Below are 16,228 nucleotides of genomic sequence, written 5' to 3'. Positions count from 1 at the left end.
TGCATGTTGCGCACAGCGGGGATCCTGTCCCGCCGATCCGCCAAGATCAAAATGCTACGACCGCCTGAATCCGCCGTGATCTCAGCAAGATCCGGGGCACTGTGCCTCAAAAAGTGTTTTTTTCCTGATTCGCCGGACTTGAGGTCGGGCAGGATGGGCACTATCCTGGAGTCGCGACCCTCAGTGCCAACATAAATGATCTTGCGAATTCCTCTTCCGCTACAGGAGGATTATGCCTGCGGGGCCAAGCGCGAGATCGTTTTGTGTTTCATCTCGGACTGTTATGGCTTCGTCCAGATGCGTGATAAGCATGTACCAGCCATATTTTTCTTGTGGTTTTCCCCCACTGGTCCATGCGACTGTCGCCTCTGCGGCGTTATCCCGGATTGTTGTCGCCAACTCGTCGGCAGTGACGTGGAGGACTAGCGGTGGGTTGAACGTCTCGCCGTCCCACTCGTGTATCAAGACACCACTGTTGGTGCGTTCCAGTCGGCCGTCGCTGCCCGTACGTTCTATCAGCACATCGATGGCGTCACTCATGGCTGCCATGTTACTTGGTCTTCCGGGCTCGGGTGGGCATTGCGGTGATGACGTTCTTGGAGCCGTGGGAGACCGAAGCAAAAAAATACATCACCTTTACGATTTTTCCAGTCCTCTTATCCCTTAGGTAAAGAGTGGCGGTAAACTGGATCGGCAGAAAACTCATTTCTGGGTGATACAGTGAGCCATTCCGCGCAACGGTCCGGTTGCAGGCTGTAGCCGCTGCGATGTCCGGTAGATCCGGGATGCGCCAGATGAGAGCCGCTACATAGAGAAGGCGCAGAACCCCGATAGGAAGGTGGCCTCTCACAGTCAACTTCATAAGGGCCCTGCGCCGACGATGAGTGTCACATACACCGCTGTCCTGCCTGCACGCGAGCACACCGTGGACGTGCTGACCAGGCTGCTCGCTGCCGAACGAGCCCGCCGTGGCCCCCGATCCGGCACCCGCGCGTTGTCATGCCGTGACCAGGCGATCCTGATCCTGCGATGGTTCCTCGACGGCACCCGGATGCGCCAAGTCGCCCGGGACAACAAGATCAGCGCCTCGACCGGCTACGACTACCTGCACGAGGCATCGACGTGCTCGCCGCCCGCTCACCGCGTCTGCACGGGGCTCTGCTCGCGGCGAAGGCCGCCGGTCATGACCATGTGAACATCGACGGGATCCTGGTGGAGACCGACCGCTGCCGCACTCCCGGCCCGACCGCGGGCGTGGATCTGTGGTGGTCCGGCAAACATAACAGCCATGGTGGCAACGTTCAGGTCGTGACCGTTGCCGACGGGTGCCCGATCTGGACCTGCGACGTGCGGCCCGGCCGGGAGCACGACATCACCGCGGTCCGCACCCATCGCGAGGTCCTGTCCGCCCTCATCGCGGCCGGCACGGACCTGCGGACCCTCGGCGACCTGAGCTACGAAGGCGAGTCCGGCACCATCACCGTCGCCTTCAAGAAGCCGAAGAACCGCCGACTCGCCCTCGTTCAGCAACAGCTCAACAAGGCCCACAGCAGCCTCAGAGCCATCGGCGAACGCGGGAACTCCCTGCTCAAGATGACCTTCAGGGCGCTGCGCAACATCAGCCTCAACCCCTGGCGGATCGGTAAGATCGTCGCCGCCGCGCTGGTCATCCTCCACATCGAGCACGACCGCACCACATGACAACGTTCAGTAATCATAGCCTTGCGCGGTAAGGCTCACTCTCAGCCTGTTCTTTAACCTCTGGCCTTGGGCTTGCGGCGGGGCGGGCCGCCCAGCGAGGTTTCGCGTTTGACGGTCTTGCCCACGTCGTAGCGGGTCGCGCGGCGGTGGTTCTTCGATCCCGGCGGCCGTCCGGGGCCAGGGCGTGAAGGTTTCGGTGCTGCCGCCGGGAGAGCCGATGTCGAGCGCAGGTTCCGAAATCCTCGCCGGACCCGGGCCGGGGTGAGCCGGTCGGGCGGTGACGGACGTTCCCAAGGGCGGCGTAGATCGATGGCGAGGGGCCGGGCCAGTCGCAGTTGGGTGTGGGCGGCGATCATGATCCAGATCCACCGGTCGGCTGCTCGCGGGTCGCGTAGCTTCGGCCTGGTCCAGCCGAGAGCCTGCTTGAACAGTCGGAACGTGTGCTCCAGATCGAAGCGCCGATCATCGCCTGCGCGAAGTCCCATGCCTGTGCCGCACGCCGAAGCGTGTGGTTCCGGCGTCCGATTTCTTCAAGACCCGTGCTCGGATGCCTCGTACTGTCGGTGCCGTGGCACCTACCTTCAACGCGATCGGCCTTGCTGTGGCCGACATGACAACGTCCCTTTCCTTCTACCGCCGACTCGGCCTGGAGTTCCCGGCTGGCGCCGAGCTGGACTCGCACGCCGAGGTGACAGTCGCTGGAGGCATCCGGCTCATGTGGGACACGCATACCTCGTTGCAATCCTTCGACCCGGACTACCAGCCGTCTCCGCCCTCTGGCGGCTGGGCATTCCTTTGCTCCAATCCGGCCGAGGTGAACAGCTGCTACGCGGACCTGGTTGCCGCCGGGCATCAGTCGGTCAAAGCGCCCTGGGACGCCCCGTGGGGACAACGTTATGCACAGGTGCGAGATCCCGACGGCAACATCGTGGACCTCTTCGCCTGGGCCAAGTCAGCGGAGTAGCGCGCTCAGCGAAACGCCCGACAGCGCACGCACCTCGCGGGCGAGATGGGCCTGGTCGGCGTAGCCCGCGTCGGCCGACACCGTCGCGAACGGCTGGCCGGCCCGGGCCAGAGCGACGGCCCGCTGTAGCCGCAGGATCCGGTGCAGCGTCTTCGGTCCGTAGCCGACGGCGATATTGCTGCGCCGCTGCAGCTGGCGGGCGCTGAGGCCGCACCATTGGGCGGCCGAGCCTACGGGCAACCCGGCTCGCGCGGCTGCGGCCAAAGCGAGCATCGCGCGGTCGGCGCCCTGCCAGCGCCGGCTCGCGGCCGCGGTCAGTGCGATGACGGGGTCGTCTGCCTCGGCGATGGCCCGTACCTCGGCCGGTGGCCACAGTGCGTCGAGCGGCACACGCCGATCGACCAGCTCGCATGCGGGCACGCCCAACACACCGGGCCCGGTGCCAGCGCCGAACCGCAACGCGGCGTAGCGGCTGCCCGGTGAGGGAAGCCCGACCTGGGCGGTCGTGTCCGGTCCGGCGACGAACACCGTGCCGTCCTGCCAGATCAGGTCAAGACAGCCATCCGGCAGAATGCGTTTCGAAGAACTGCCCGGCGGCGTGACAGATCGCCACGCGACGACGTGCGGCAGGACTGAGTTCCATTCCTCGTACACGCCCCCGACTGTGCCACCCGGGTACGACAAGTCACGATGGGTGCTCGTTTCCGGCTGGAGTTCGACTGCAGGGTCATTGCGTGTTGATGTAACTGCCGGTCACGGCGTCGATGAGGTCGTGTGATCGGCCGTCGGCGCGTCGGTTGGCGCGGGCGATGTTGGTGTCGCCGTTGACACGGTGCCAGCCGATCGCGGTGTTACGCAGGGTGGCCATGACGGCGGGTCCGGTGCCTGTCCGGGCTTGATGTAGATCTTCACGGAACGTGACATCTCTGACGTGTGCGCCGTGAGGCGCTGTTGTCTCGAGCGGAGGTGAGAGACCTTCGCCGCTGACCCTGTCGCAGCAGGGCGGTGGAGCTGAGGGCAGCCTGATCCGGGAGATGCCGGGGAGGGTGGGAGCAGCCCTGACAAAGCCGGGACGTGCCAGAACTGCCAGATGGTGCGGGTTCGGCGAGCGGGATGGAGAGGAGTACGACAGGAACCTGTGTTTACGTCCCTCAAGATGTGACCGGCTCGAACCTGGTGGATATGGGCCGGATGCGGTGCGCACCCTTCGGTCGCAGACCGTAGGGGAACTCCTGGGTGGTTCTACGTCTGACTGCCGGGAGGCCATGGTGAAGTGCTGCGGGGTAGCCGTGGCGATGCCGCTGGGACATAAGCAGGGCTCCTCCTCCGTCGAGCGAACAACAGTGAACACGGGAACCGCCCCGACTCTGTCCGGGACGCGCACTGCCGGTGCGCAGGTCCGGCTGGGTCCATCGTCGACTGATCGGGTTGGGGTGGGGCGGAGCCGTCGTAGTACTCCGAGGCCGGGAGAGCCGGTCACATGGGGAAGGACGGCAGCGGTTGCAGAAGGGAAGGAAACTGCAATGCCGAAAGATCCACCGGGGAATCCCGGCGGTCCGGGCGAGGAGTGGTATCCGTTCGCCAGGGTATCGGAGATGCAGGCCAAGCTTCACCGTTGGGCGGCGGCCGAACCTGGCCGCCGGTTCGATGACCTGTTCAATCTTGTGCACGACCCGGCAACGCTGATCGTGGCGTTCGACCGGGTCGCGGGTAACCGGGGTGCCCGTTCCGCCGGCGTCGACGGCCTGACGGTCGCTGACGTCGAGGAGCGTGTGGGCGTTCCGGGCTTCCTGGACGATCTGCGTTCCCAGTTGAAGACGGGGACGTTCCGGCCTCTTCCGGTTCGGGAGCGCACGATACCCAAGCCGGGTGGGTCGGGAAAGGTCCGCCGCCTCGGGATACCGACGGTGACGGACCGGGTCGTGCAGGCAGCGCTGAAGCTGGTGCTGGAACCGATCTTCGAGGCCGACTTCGAGCCGGTCTCGTATGGATTCCGGCCCCGGCGGCGGGCGCAGGACGCGATTGCTGAGATCCACCTGTTCGGTAGCAAGAGCTACCAGTGGGTGCTGGACGCCGACATCAAGGCGTGTTTCGACGAGATCGATCACGTCGCTTTGATGGACCGGGTCCGGCTGCGGATCAAGGACAAGCGGGTCCTGGTTCTGGTGAAGGCGTTCCTCAAGGCCGGGGTGATGACCGAACTCGGCAATCTTGAGGACACGGCCACGGGAACACCACAGGGCGGAATCTTGTCTCCGCTGCTGGCGAACATCGCGCTGAGCGTGCTCGACGAGCATGTCCATGCGCCGTGGAAGCCGGGCGGGACGATGAGTACCGACGATCGCCGCCGGTATCGACGTCAGAAGGGTTTGCCGAACTGGCGGATCGTCCGTTATGCGGACGATTTTGCGGTTCTGGTCAACGGTGAGCGAGACGACGTCGAGGCTTTGCGCGAGAGTATCGCGAGTGTGCTGGCCACGATCGGGTTACGCCTGTCGGCGGAGAAGACCCGCGTGGTCCACATGGACGAGGGGTTCGACTTCCTCGGCTTCCGCATCCAGCGGCGCCGCAAGCGAGGATCGTCGAAGTGGCACGTGTACACGTTTATCGGCGACCGGCCGATCCGATCGCTGAAGGACAAAGTCCGTGCCCTGACCCACAGGTCATCACAGCAGGACCCGGCAGCCGTGCTGACCCGCCTCGGGCAGGTCCTGCGCGGCTGGTCCACGTACTTCCGACACGCAGTCGCCAAGAACACCTTCGGACGTCTGGCCCACTTCGTGTGGAACAGAATCGTGCGCTGGTGGCGGACGCTGCACCGGTGGACATGGACGCAGTTCCGCCGCCGGTTCACCACCGCGCAAGGGCGGTGGAAGCCGTTGTCGGCGGACGGGGTCGTCCTATTCGACCTCGCAGCGGTCGCGGTCACCCGCTACCGCTATCGAGGCGCGGCGATCCCCAACCCGTGGCTCCGGCTGACTCAACCAGCCTGACGGCAGTGACCGTGGAGAGCCCGTTGCGTTGAGAGGCGCACGGCGGGTTCGGCGAGCGGCCTGGAGAAACGGACCGGGAGCGATCCCGACACCGCGCTCCAGGCCGACTCAACTATGGACCTGATTCTCGATCAGCCACTCCGCCCTCGCCCATATCTGCAGATCAGCAGGCCGGGCGTCGGCGGCGGGCAGGGAGGTGACCAGGTAGACGGTCTCCCTGCTGGTCTTGCCGTCAACGGTGCGGGTCCGGATGATCCGGGCGGCCTGCTCGGCGCGCGGAAAGACAATCCCGCGGTCGCAGGGCTGCTCGACCTGCTTGCGTCACGCGTAGTAGGTCGACTCGCCGATCTGCAAGACCCGTAGCAGGAGCGCGACCGCGAAGCGGCCCGACTGTTCATTAATGAACGTCAGGACCGTCGCCGGGTCGGGTCGAGCTCCGAGGCGAAATACGCGCTCGCGGCCTTCAGGATTTCGTTCGCCCGGCGCAACCCCCGCGTTCTCCTTCAGCAGCCGCCGGCTCTCCTCCAGCATGTCCGTGGTCGGCCGGTCCGAGCGCTCACCGGCGTCGGCCTCGGCCTGCCCGATCCAGTTCCGCAAGGCTTCCGGGCGCACGTTCAACTGCTCCGCGAGCCGCTTGATCACCGGCTTCAGATCCGAGTCACGATACAGTCGAACGGCACGTTGCCGCAGCTCATCGGGGGTACTTCTTCGGTGGTGCCACAGATACTTCCTCCCCACGGCCATCAGACCATGATCAAGAAGCTCCATGAATACGGGGGTGCCTCACCGCACAGTAGCAATCGCGCCGTCCAGCAGTGCCTCACCGACCGCTCCGACCTTGATCATTGGTGCCATCATGCCACCGAGGACGTTCCAGGTCCGACTGACGAAGACTGTCAGGCCACTGCCTGCAAACACCGAAGTGAGCCTGCCGGATGCCTCGTCCACCAGGCGCACATCCGCAACGACGTTGCGCAGCGCCTTCAGCAGTTCATCGCCGGCAGGCAACGCCTCGCTGTAGAATTCGCGCACGAACGGGTAGTCCCGCAGGACTTCGAGCCGGGCATCACATTCTATTAGATTGTCAACCGTAGCGAAGTCCGTTGTATCGTTCTCATCCAGCCCGATCCGGAACGACCCGTCCCCCTCTATATGAGCTCCCGCCAGACTCCCGGTGAAAACGACATAGTCGATCCTCAACGGCTCGGCATCCTCAGGCTCGCACGTCGGGATCATTTGAATGTCTGTATCGAAGAAGTGGCTCGCATACCGTGTGCCACCGTACCGGCTCTGTACGAGGTCCAGCAGCCGCACCACGCTCCTGTCAGCGCGGCCGTGGGCAGCCGAAACCAATTCGTCTCCGGTCAGCCCACGATCATAGGGGACCCTCGTCGCACGGCGGGCCAGGAAGAGCTGCCCCACCGGCGACAGCGAGGAGGAATCTTCGAGAAGATGACAGACTTTGCTCAATTTCAGAACACCTTGAAGCCTCTCGATTGAGTTCCCAGGCGGTCCAGCACTACAACAGCCCTCACCTAGCCATTCCAGTCACTTAGCCGGAACCATTCTTCACCATCCCCCGGGCGCACTCTGGCAGAATCACCAACGCCCAAATCCTCGATCACGCCGAAGACCAGTCGAAGGACTTCCGCGCGATCAGCGTCCGGGTTCACTTCGAGATCCAGATGAGAGCCGGTTGCACTAGTTCCCGCACCGGTAACCTCACCCATGCCTCCAAGCGCCAGCTCGAGGGCATCCTCAACATCGTCACGATCAATACCAATTGGCCGATCGATTACAACCTCGACAAAGTTCACGGTGCTCCCCTAGAGAACAGATCTTCGAAGAATGCGTCCATCATACTGGCCGACTTACGACCTCGCTCGATCTTCGAGAATCCAAGAGGTGGCGAACTCGGGCTATTTAGCAGGTTAGCCCCTCGCTGAGAATAACCCTGGAAGAAGAACTCTTCCGCACCCTTACTCGCATCTTTTGTCTTCTGCACATCTACGACATGGAAAGTGAAGGAAGGATTCGCCTTAGCGATGTCATGCCCACGCGAAAGCCTTCCAGCTAACACCTGGGCTGGGTTTCCGACGCCCTGCGCCCTTCCTACATAACGAACATCGCCAGCCTCGTCTTTGGCAACATATGTGATATGGCTCCGACCGTCAGCACCAGAGACCTTATTCAGATCCAAACCCTCGCCCGGCGTCACGTCGAACTCGTCAAACAAGTCCGGGCAATTATTGTTGTGGACGAGGACTGGCGCAGTGCCGGCGATCACATAGTACGTGTGGCATATTCACCGACGACGCGGAGAGTGACTTATCGGCGCAGGGCTCTCACCTGGTCTTTCGTGGATTGGCTGGGTCTCGGAGGGTGCTGTCGGGTGGTATTGACGGCAACCGTGACGGCAACGTGGGCAGACAACCAGCGTCGTCGGCGACTGTCGGGCGGGTCTGGTGTGGCTATCCGAGGTAGGGCGTGGCGCGGTGCTCGGCGTGGTGGCGGAGGCGGAGCCGGACGGTGTCGTGGATCGGGATGCGGTCGAAGTCGGCCGGGTCGATGAAGCGGACGTCGGTGGACTCGTCGCTGATGGCGAGGGTGCCGCCGGTGACTCTGCCGTAGTAGGTGATGTTGAATTCTTGGCGGACTTCGCCGTCGGCGTAGGCGATGACGTGTTGCGGGTCGGTGTAGATGCCGAGCAGGCCGGTGATCTCGATGTCGAGGCCGGTTTCTTCCTTGACCTCGCGGATCACGCATTCGCTGAGGGTTTCGCCGATGTCCATGGTGCCGCCGGGCAGTGCCCAGTTGCCGGAGTCGGTGCGGCGTTGCAGCAGTACGCGGCCCTGGTCGTCGAGGACGAGGGCGGAGGCGCCGGGAACGAGGTTGTTGGCTGGCGGGGCGGCTGGGTCGTGGTAGTAGTCGCGCCGGCCGCTCACGACGCCGGCTCCGGTGGGTAGGCGGTGGTGGTCTGCCAGACCTGTTCGAACTGGTCGGCGAACGAGGCGAAGATGCCGTACGGGGACAGTTCGCGCAGGTGCAGGGCGGGGTGTTGGTAGCCGCGGGCGCGGTACAGGTGCGGGGTGAGAATCATCTGGTTGTCGAAGCGGAACACCGAGTTGTACAGGTGCACGGTGTGCAGCCCGATCTCGATCCCGTCCACGCTGTGGAGGGGTTCGCAGAAGTTGAGGGCGTTGCGGATGCGGCCGGGCAGGGTGCCGCCGATCTGTTCCAGGGCGTCGCGTTCGGCCACGTGGGTGCTGTCGGGGTCTGCGAAGGCCAGCCGGATGCGGGCCCCGGCGGCGGCTTTGTCGGTCAGCCGTTGCATGGTGTCGGGCAGCAGTTCCAGCACGAACGGGTAGGCGTAGCCGAGGATGTCGATCCGTTCGGTCGCGCCGGACAGCAGCGAAGTCCACAGGCTTTGGGGGATGTCGGCGCGGTGGGCCCAGGCGCCGACGACTTCGGCGGTGGCTTCGGCGCCGGCGGCCAGGTCGGGGCGGGCTTGCGGCCAGAGGGCGGCTTCGGTCTCGCCGAGCAGGTCGGCGACCGTGAGGCGGGTGCGCTGGTGCGGGACGCGGCCGGCGAGCCACCGGTTGACGGTCTTGACGTCCACGCCGGCCGCGGCGGCGAGTCCGGCGGCGTCGAGTTGGGCGCGCAGCATGGCGGTGCGTAGCCGGTGGCTCATAGCCACCACCGTAGTGGACATGGTGGTGACGTTTGAAGTCCATCGTGATGTCCGCCGAAGTGCCGTTCAGGGCGTTTCGATGTCCGCGGATGGCTCGTAGCTTTATCGGTAGTTGCCCTGCCGGTGGGTGCCGCAGGGGTGAGGGACACACTTTGCAGGTCGCACCGGCGCGTCCGGTCGCATGGCTGGCTAGGTGTCCCTCACCTCGGTTCTATCGGTCGGGGTCGGGCTGGTCGGGGTCGAGTGCCTGGTTGAGGGCTTCGATGGCGTCGCGGTGCAGGCGCGGGCGGACGTGGGCGTAGATGTCGGCGGTGACGTGCAGCCGGGCATGCCCGAGTAGCTCTTTGATCGTCACGAGTTCGACGCCCTGTTCCAGCAACAGGGTCGCGCACGAATGCCGCAAATCATGAAAGCGGATGTAGCGGACTTCGGCCAGGTAGCAGATGGTTTCGTGTTGCCGGTGAACGTAGGCGGGGTCGAGCGGACGGCCGGTCGACGAGGCGAACACCAGGTCTTGATCGGTCCACCGGTCGCCGGCTTCACGCCGGTCGAGGTCTTGCCGCTGCCGGTAGCGGCGCAGCGCGGTGATGCAGGCGGCCGGGAGCAGGATCTTGCGTTGGGACGCCTCGGTCTTGGGTGGCTGGAAGGTCATGCCTGCTTTGGTGCGGGCCAGGGTGCGGCGTACGGACAGGTAGCCGCCGTCGAGGTCCAGGTCGGACCATTGCAGGCCGAGTAGTTCCCCGCGCCGCATCCCGGTCCGCAGCGCGAGCTCGTACAGTGGGCCGTGGCGGTGGAACGCGGCGGCGTACAGGTATTTGCGGGCCTCGCCCGCGGTGAACGGCTGGTAGCTGGTGCGGCGTGGGGTCGGCAGCCGGACCGCGGAGGCGACGTTGCGGTGCAGTAGTTCCTCGCGGACGGCGTGGGCGAGCGCGGCGGACAGCACCGCGCGGATGTAGCGGACGGTCGCCGGTTGCACCCGGTGCTGGCAGCAGTTGCCGATCGCGCAGCAGCGGGGGCGGCGGTCCTTGCGTCGATGGGCGGGATCGCGGCGGGCGTCCCAGCCTTGGGCGCAGCATTGGCAGACGGCGGCGATGCCGTCGAGGAAGCTGCGGACGTCGGCGACGGTGAGCGCGGCGAGCCGCAGCCGGCCGAGGCCGGGGATCAGGAACCGCCGGATGTAGGTGTCGTAGTTGGCGTAGGTGGTGGGACGGACCCGGTGCACCGCGACCGTGGTCAGCCACTGCATGAGGTAGCCACCGACGGTCATGTCCGGGGTGACCGGGGTGGGCCGCCCGTGGTGGGAGTCGGCGAGTTTCTCGGTCAGTTTGTCGGCGGCCTGTTTGCGGGTGGCGCCGTAGACCCGGACTCGTTTGCTGGTGCCGTCGGTGGTCAGGACGTAGCCGGCGCCTTCCCACCGGCCGTCGGCGCGCTGGTAGATGGTGCCTTCGCCGTTGGCGCGTTTCTTACCGGCCATGGTCGCCGCCTGTGTCCATGCCGATCTCGCGCAGATAGGCCGCGAGGGCGACGGCGGGGATGCGGCGGCACCGGCCGATCAGGACCGAACGCAACCGTCGGGTGCGGATGAGCTGGTAGACGGTGTGCCGCGACACCTGCAATCGGGCCATCACCTGCGTGACGGTGAGCAGATCAGCGCTCATCCGGCATCACCCCCGGTCGCCAGTCACCGAGCACCGCGACCGCCGCTGGATCGACGCCGGCTTGCAGGGCCAACTGAGCCGAGGCCCAGTGCTGGCGTTCGGCGCGCAGCGCGGTGAAGGTGGTGGAGTAGGCGCGGGACTTGGTGGCGAAGTGGCCGCGGAAGCCGAGCAGGTGCGCGTGATGGCGCAGCCGCAGCGCGGCGAGTTCCGGTTGCCCGCCGAGCCACCAGCACGTTTCGATCAACCAGCGGGTGTGCCCGCTGAGCCGGTCCAGGTCGATGCCGGGTCGCCGCCCGGTGCCGCCGCAGCGATGGCACAGCCGGCCAGCCCGACCGGTGGTGCCGCGCCCGGTACAGGTGCGGCAGAACAGGGGACCTACCTGGGCGCCAGCGGTTTCGGCAGCCTTGGTGGCGTACTTGGCCACGTATCCGGCCACTACTCGCTCGGACATGCCCTCGGTGGTGATAGGGCGGATGTCGAGCTGTGATCCCCAGACCAGACGACGAGCGGTGATCCGGCGGCAGGCCGGGGTACGGACCTCGACCGCCGGTACGGCGATACGGATCGCGGCGGTGAGCAGGCCCGTAGTGGCCCACCGGGCCGGAGTAGTGGTGGGTCCGGCCGGGCCGTCGAGGCGGATGACCGCGTGCAGGTGCACCACACCGCGCGTCTGGAATTCGGCGACCTTGGCGAACACCACCCGCACCTGCTTGGCGGCCGCCGCCCGCGACAATCCGGCACCCGACGCGAGAGCACGGCGGGTCTGGACGGTGAACCGGGCCCACAGCCGTCCGACATGCGCGTTGAACAGGATCTGGCCCGCGTAGTCGTAGCCGTCCACGTCCAGCGGCGTGCCGATCAGCGGGTCACCGGCCGGATGCCAGCGCCCGCACCTCCCGTCGTTCGGGTGACATAGGCGAGGCAGGCCGTGTTCGCCGGGACCGAGATGTACCGGCCCGAACGAGGGTGCGGTCAGGGTGACGAACAGGCGCGGCCGGCCGGCCACCACCGTCGGGGTGTCCTTGCCACCGCACAGTCCGGCGGCGATCAGGTGGAAGGCGTCCAGCCGGTACAGCGCCGCACACGACGGGCACACCGTGGCCCGGCGGCTCCGGCAGCGCACCGTGATCCGGGCCGGGGCCGGATCGTCGAGCAGGCGGCCGGTGTCCCGCTCGACCAGCAGCCGCGTGCCGGACAAATGGATCGGATGCCCGCAGGCACCGGCCCGGCGCACCGCGTCGGTGAAGGCCGCGACCCGCAGCAGCCCACCAGCGTCGACCGGTTGCCCGGGGTGGGGTGGCATCATCGGGGTCGGTTCCTGCTCGTTGCCGGGTCGGGAATCGGGGCCGGGCAGCACGGCGGAGTGTTCTTGGCGGAATGGGCCGCCGAGCTGTCCAGGCTTCCGATCATCGGGATGCGACATCGACCGTCACCTCCCCAGCAGGCAGGAGGGTGAGCGGGTCGCGGACCAGGTGCGCCGTCTGCCGGGCGATCGCATCGGCGACGGCGTCTGGCACGTACGGCGTACGGACCAAGGTGAATCCGGGCCGGCCTTCGGCGACCATCGACGCCACCCCGACATAGGCGGGGTCCTGCAACCGGCGCGGATGTTCGTCGGGCGCGTTCGTGATGTCGGAGCCGAGCACCGCCGTGGCCGCCTCGCTGGTGCGCTGCGCGAAGCTGACCGCGACCTGGCAGTTGTCACGGATCTTCGTCGGGATCGCATCACCGGTCGCCTTCTGCGTCGCCAAGACGACCTGGATGCCCACGTTGCGGCCCTTGCGGATCAACTCTTCCACCAGCCGCGCCGTCTCCCGCGCGAGCGCGTCGAGGCGTTTGGAGTCGGCGTCGTTGCCCTTGGTCTCGTTGAGGAACGTATGCGCCTCATCGATCACCACCAGCACGAGCGGCCACGCCGCAGACGGGCCGACGTGCCACACGTTCTTCACCCCCAGCACGGCACGGATCGACCGCTGCCGGGCGACCATCAGATCCCGGACCTTCGCGAGGTGGTCACGGACCCGGCGCGGGTCGTCCTTGGCGTGTAACCAGGCACGGGTGAACAGGTCGTCGTAGTCCGGGCCACCCTTGCCGTCGATCAACACGAACTGCACCGCCGCGCTCGGGGCGAGCTGGCAGAACCGGGCGTTCAAGAACGACGTCTTGCCGTAACCGGCCAGACCGGCCACCACGATCCCGGACACGCCGGAACTGCGGATCGTCACCGGCTCCGCGTCAGCATCGACACCGGCCGTCCACACTTCCAGCCCGGCGGCCGGCTCGGCCGGTTCAGTCCAGGTAGTCGGCTGGATGAGCGGGTCGTGCAGCAGAGCCCGCAGCCGCACCAGACCCGGCCGGACCTGCGCCACCCGGATCAGCGGCACCCGCCAGGCATCCGCCAGATGCGGTGCGGCGGCGGTCAACTCGTCCACGCCGAGGCGGCCGAGGGTGGACACGTCGACGCGCACACCCCACGGCTCGGCGGCCGTCCGTATCGACGGCACCAACTCGCGGGTGATCACCGTTCCCGGCGGATGGTTGGACCACCACGGCGGGCGGGACCGTTCGATCTGCACCAGACCGACCCGGCGGGCGATACGCCGCCACGTCCATCTGATCCGCCACGCCCGGCGCAGCACCGGCCGCAACCGCCGGCCCGCCCGGAGATACCGGCCAGCCAGCACCGCGCCACGGACCAGCACGATCAGCAGGACGACGGCGAGCACCACTGCCGGAACCAGCCGGACCAAGGTGAGATCGGGAGGACTGGTCATCCCGGCCTCACCGCCGTCAACGCCGACGCCCGGAAGATCTGCCAGGTCCGGCCGTTCTTCTCCCCCGACACGAACGTCAGCCCCGAGGCCCGCACCGTCTGCCCCACCGCCAGATCCTTCGGAACGGCCGGCTGCGGCACCGACACCCGCAACACCTGCGGCTGCCCACCCTCCAGGGTCAACGCGACGGGCACCTCCACCAACGGCGCACCCGAGACCCGGTCGGTCGCCGCTACACCGTTGGCCTTGTCCTTGAACTGCGGCACCGGCTGGGCCAGCACCAGCAGCATGTGGCTGCCATCAACAGGCAACACCAGCATGAGCAACACTCCTTGACTCCGGTCCACGCCATTGCGGCGTGCGTCCCGTGCATCTAAGGTGTCACGTGACACCCATGACGGTCAAGAGGGTTAGGCGAGCAACTGTCACGTGACGCCTATCTCGCATGAGGGCCGTGAGACGCTACGATCCCTTCATGCCACACGACCCCGACGACAAACGCGCCCTGTTCCAACGGGTCGTCGACGACATCCTCGACCAGATCCGCGACGGACGCCTCAACCCCAACGACCCGCTCCCCTCGGCCCGCAAAATGGCCGACCTCTACGGCGTCGCCTCCATGACCGCCCAACGCGCGCTACGCGAACTCCAAAACCGGCGCATCACCTACAGCGTCGCCGGCAAAGGCACCTTCGTACACCCCGACGCCTTCGACCTACTCCGCGGCGCAGTCATGCAAGAACCCATCGCCGACCCCGAGCTACGCACCCGGGTCGCCGCCTACCTCGCCGACCAACAGGCCATCACTCGACGCTTCCACGCCGCGCGCACCGCCGACGACCGCAACGCCGCCCTGAACGACCTGGTTCAGCACGCCGACGCCCACGGTCAGCTCATCGACGACGTGATCAAATACCACGCCGATCACGGCAGCTACGCCAAGCCACCGGCGCACATGCTCCGCGACGACGCCCCCGAGACCGCGGAAGACGAGCCGACCACCGAGCCGCCAACCGCCAAGAGAACCCGCCGCCCTCGCAAGCCGACGACCTGACCACGGACGGCGCTGGTCCAAAACTGCTTCACGTAATCAAGAAGGCGGCCCGGCCGCAGCCGGGCCGCGCGCACGCGCTCAAGGCCTACGGCCCCGCGCGCACGCCCGCCTACGTAGACCGCGCCAGGACCGGATAGCCACACTGGCCAGTCATGCGGGAATCCAGAAATCGATGGATGTCTATCATTCGTCATTCTTGACGGCAGCGATGACGGCAACGCAGCCGCACACCGGCAGGCATCAACGCACGCAGCAACACTCCGGTGACAGAGTGCGACGAACCGGATGCGGCGGCAGGCAGCGGCGAGCGTCAATCTCGTTCGCAGCCGAGCCACTGCACCCGTTCGGATTCGGCGATGCTGGATTGAGTGTTGCCCATAGGCGTCGCCGACAGCATCGAGGACGCGATGTGCTGCATCGGGGGGTCGTGGCAGTGGCGGTATCCACTCATTCATTCGACCGTCAATGCGCGACCAGTCTCAATGCAGGCACCGACGACTACCGCCAAATTCTCAAGAGTAGCAAGCTGATCGAATCTCATTTCCGACTCCGCAGTGCCGGCATATGAGCCCCTGAGCCAGGCAGAAAGTATTTCGTTCAAGCGACTGTGCATCGCCACACACTCTTGAGCAGGCAATTTCCCACTCTTGAATGCATCAAGATCAAATAGCGGTTTTAATGAGGTCCCGATGTCGCGCCATGGGCTGGTGCCGCCATAGCCTGCCATAGTCGTGAGATCTATTCCCTCTTCAGCCGCCAGTAGGCGATTGAAGGCATGGAGATGCGCCCATCCGAACTCGGCCACGAGGTCGTCATGCAGCCAATCAGGCTCGACCCCCCGATCGACCCGGTAGATTGCGCCCATCCTCACCTCTCCCGTAAACCCAGGGGACAGGTAGCCGCCAGAAACCTGACGACTACCGAACTCTAATCGAACGGATTGAAATCCGTCAGATCGAACTCTCGACTATAGAATTTTACTGAACCACTGGATCTGCCTCCACCGCCCACTGCGCGGGCCACCTGTCTGAACTCCCAGCAGGTTGCGCAGGTGAGCGGGAGGCCATTCTTATCAACCTTCGATCCTTCCTTGACAACATTCTGCCAGATCTCGCTTGGCGAACTGCCGTAACGCTTTAAACCATCCAGAGAAATCGCCAGATTGTAGTTCTGAGTGTCATTTACAGCGTTCCTAACTTTACCCATCCATTGCGGATGGAACTCACCCGGAAGAATTTGAGCCAGACTTCGATCATTGTAAGTTTCGACGACACGCCCGGGATTGGCCGAGCGAAGCTCAGTAGCCAACTGCTCGCCGGGAGCATGGACACCCAGAACTGCGGTCTTGCAGGGATCATTGTTGTGTACGAGTACTGGGCTGTTGCCGGCGATT

18 protein-coding genes and 3 pseudogenes are annotated in these 16,228 nt (G+C 65.7%); 4 read left to right on the top strand and 17 right to left on the bottom strand.

Annotated elements, in window-relative coordinates; translation table 11 throughout:
• Positions 1 to 219: 219 nt before the first annotated feature.
• The gene (locus Asi03nite_RS36695; protein ID WP_203685122.1) at positions 220 to 540 is read right to left on the bottom strand and encodes a hypothetical protein; all 321 of its coding nucleotides are present in this window, start codon (positions 538 to 540) and stop codon (positions 220 to 222) included.
• A gap of 340 nt (positions 541 to 880) precedes the next feature.
• On the opposite strand from Asi03nite_RS36695, the pseudogene Asi03nite_RS36690 reads away from it, so the two are divergent.
• Positions 881 to 1,701, top strand: a pseudogene (locus Asi03nite_RS36690) (transposase family protein).
• A gap of 53 nt (positions 1,702 to 1,754) precedes the next feature.
• Here Asi03nite_RS36690 and Asi03nite_RS38825 read toward each other — a convergent pair.
• Positions 1,755 to 2,162: pseudogene (locus Asi03nite_RS38825) on the bottom strand (NF041680 family putative transposase); the annotation flags it as partial.
• 86 nt (positions 2,163 to 2,248) lie between these two features.
• Here Asi03nite_RS38825 and Asi03nite_RS36685 point away from each other — a divergent pair.
• Positions 2,249 to 2,665 (top strand): VOC family protein, encoded by a 417-nt coding sequence (locus Asi03nite_RS36685; RefSeq protein WP_203685121.1) that lies wholly within the window; start codon positions 2,249 to 2,251, stop codon positions 2,663 to 2,665.
• On the opposite strand, the gene Asi03nite_RS36680 is transcribed toward Asi03nite_RS36685, so the two are convergent.
• The gene (locus Asi03nite_RS36680; RefSeq protein WP_203685120.1) at positions 2,654 to 3,319 is read right to left on the bottom strand and encodes a helix-turn-helix domain-containing protein; all 666 of its coding nucleotides are present in this window, start codon (positions 3,317 to 3,319) and stop codon (positions 2,654 to 2,656) included. The two genes, Asi03nite_RS36685 and Asi03nite_RS36680, sit on opposite strands and share 12 nt — an antisense overlap.
• Positions 3,320 to 3,392: 73 nt before the next feature.
• Positions 3,393 to 3,596, bottom strand: a pseudogene (locus tag Asi03nite_RS36675) (ISAs1 family transposase); the annotation flags it as partial.
• 592 nt (positions 3,597 to 4,188) lie between these two features.
• Here Asi03nite_RS36675 and ltrA point away from each other — a divergent pair.
• Entirely contained in the window at positions 4,189 to 5,658 is a 1,470-nt protein-coding gene (ltrA, locus tag Asi03nite_RS36670) for a group II intron reverse transcriptase/maturase (RefSeq protein WP_203685118.1), read from the top strand.
• Positions 5,659 to 5,979: 321 nt separating this feature from the next.
• Here the strand turns inward: ltrA and Asi03nite_RS36665 are convergent, their stop codons facing one another.
• The 11 genes from Asi03nite_RS36665 to Asi03nite_RS36615 form a co-directional block, all read right to left on the bottom strand.
• Positions 5,980 to 6,426, bottom strand: a complete 447-nt coding sequence (locus Asi03nite_RS36665) for a transposase (RefSeq protein WP_203685117.1) — start codon at positions 6,424 to 6,426, stop codon at positions 5,980 to 5,982.
• Positions 6,427 to 6,441: 15 nt separating this feature from the next.
• Complete coding sequence (locus Asi03nite_RS36660) at positions 6,442 to 7,128, bottom strand: hypothetical protein (protein WP_203685116.1); 687 nt, start codon at positions 7,126 to 7,128, stop codon at positions 6,442 to 6,444.
• A 65-nt stretch (positions 7,129 to 7,193) separates the two neighbouring features.
• Complete coding sequence (locus tag Asi03nite_RS38345) at positions 7,194 to 7,475, bottom strand: hypothetical protein (RefSeq protein WP_239103198.1); 282 nt, start codon at positions 7,473 to 7,475, stop codon at positions 7,194 to 7,196.
• A complete protein-coding gene (locus Asi03nite_RS36650) occupies positions 7,472 to 7,894 on the bottom strand; it encodes a hypothetical protein (protein ID WP_203685115.1) in 423 nt (140 codons plus the stop codon). Before Asi03nite_RS36650 ends, Asi03nite_RS38345 begins: the two co-directional genes overlap by 4 nt.
• Before the next feature lie 235 nt (positions 7,895 to 8,129).
• Positions 8,130 to 8,603, bottom strand: coding sequence for an NUDIX domain-containing protein (locus Asi03nite_RS36645; protein ID WP_203685114.1), 474 nt, complete (start codon positions 8,601 to 8,603; stop codon positions 8,130 to 8,132).
• The gene (locus tag Asi03nite_RS36640; protein WP_239103200.1) at positions 8,600 to 9,325 is read right to left on the bottom strand and encodes an XRE family transcriptional regulator; all 726 of its coding nucleotides are present in this window, start codon (positions 9,323 to 9,325) and stop codon (positions 8,600 to 8,602) included. The genes Asi03nite_RS36645 and Asi03nite_RS36640 overlap by 4 nt, the downstream gene beginning before the upstream one ends.
• A gap of 235 nt (positions 9,326 to 9,560) precedes the next feature.
• Positions 9,561 to 10,823 (bottom strand): tyrosine-type recombinase/integrase, encoded by a 1,263-nt coding sequence (locus Asi03nite_RS36635; RefSeq protein WP_203685112.1) that lies wholly within the window; start codon positions 10,821 to 10,823, stop codon positions 9,561 to 9,563.
• A complete protein-coding gene (locus Asi03nite_RS36630; protein ID WP_203685111.1) occupies positions 10,813 to 11,007 on the bottom strand; it encodes a helix-turn-helix domain-containing protein in 195 nt (64 codons plus the stop codon). Before Asi03nite_RS36630 ends, Asi03nite_RS36635 begins: the two co-directional genes overlap by 11 nt.
• Positions 10,997 to 12,313: a replication initiator gene (locus Asi03nite_RS36625; protein WP_203685110.1), complete on the bottom strand. Its 1,317-nt coding sequence runs from the start codon at positions 12,311 to 12,313 to the stop codon at positions 10,997 to 10,999. Before Asi03nite_RS36625 ends, Asi03nite_RS36630 begins: the two co-directional genes overlap by 11 nt.
• Before the next feature lie 100 nt (positions 12,314 to 12,413).
• Entirely contained in the window at positions 12,414 to 13,781 is a 1,368-nt protein-coding gene (locus Asi03nite_RS36620; RefSeq protein WP_203685109.1) for an FtsK/SpoIIIE domain-containing protein, read from the bottom strand.
• A complete protein-coding gene (locus Asi03nite_RS36615) occupies positions 13,778 to 14,101 on the bottom strand; it encodes a hypothetical protein (protein WP_203685108.1) in 324 nt (107 codons plus the stop codon). The genes Asi03nite_RS36620 and Asi03nite_RS36615 overlap by 4 nt, the downstream gene beginning before the upstream one ends.
• A gap of 155 nt (positions 14,102 to 14,256) precedes the next feature.
• Here Asi03nite_RS36615 and Asi03nite_RS36610 point away from each other — a divergent pair, with 155 nt between their 5' ends.
• Positions 14,257 to 14,835, top strand: coding sequence for a GntR family transcriptional regulator (locus Asi03nite_RS36610; RefSeq protein ID WP_203685107.1), 579 nt, complete (start codon positions 14,257 to 14,259; stop codon positions 14,833 to 14,835).
• A gap of 451 nt (positions 14,836 to 15,286) precedes the next feature.
• Here the strand turns inward: Asi03nite_RS36610 and Asi03nite_RS36605 are convergent, their stop codons facing one another.
• Together Asi03nite_RS36605 and Asi03nite_RS36600 are read right to left on the bottom strand one after the other, a co-directional pair.
• Complete coding sequence (locus Asi03nite_RS36605) at positions 15,287 to 15,700, bottom strand: hypothetical protein (RefSeq protein WP_203685106.1); 414 nt, start codon at positions 15,698 to 15,700, stop codon at positions 15,287 to 15,289.
• Positions 15,701 to 15,762: 62 nt separating this feature from the next.
• Positions 15,763 to 16,228 (bottom strand): hypothetical protein (locus tag Asi03nite_RS36600; RefSeq protein ID WP_203685105.1); only part of this gene is annotated, 466 nt, incomplete at its 5' end.

Origin of the sequence: Actinoplanes siamensis, assembly GCF_016862395.1 — a bacterium.
GTDB lineage: Bacteria > Actinomycetota > Actinomycetes > Mycobacteriales > Micromonosporaceae > Actinoplanes > Actinoplanes siamensis.
Note: the sequence above shows the minus strand (reverse complement) of the source record. Positions and strands in the feature narration are given on the sequence as shown.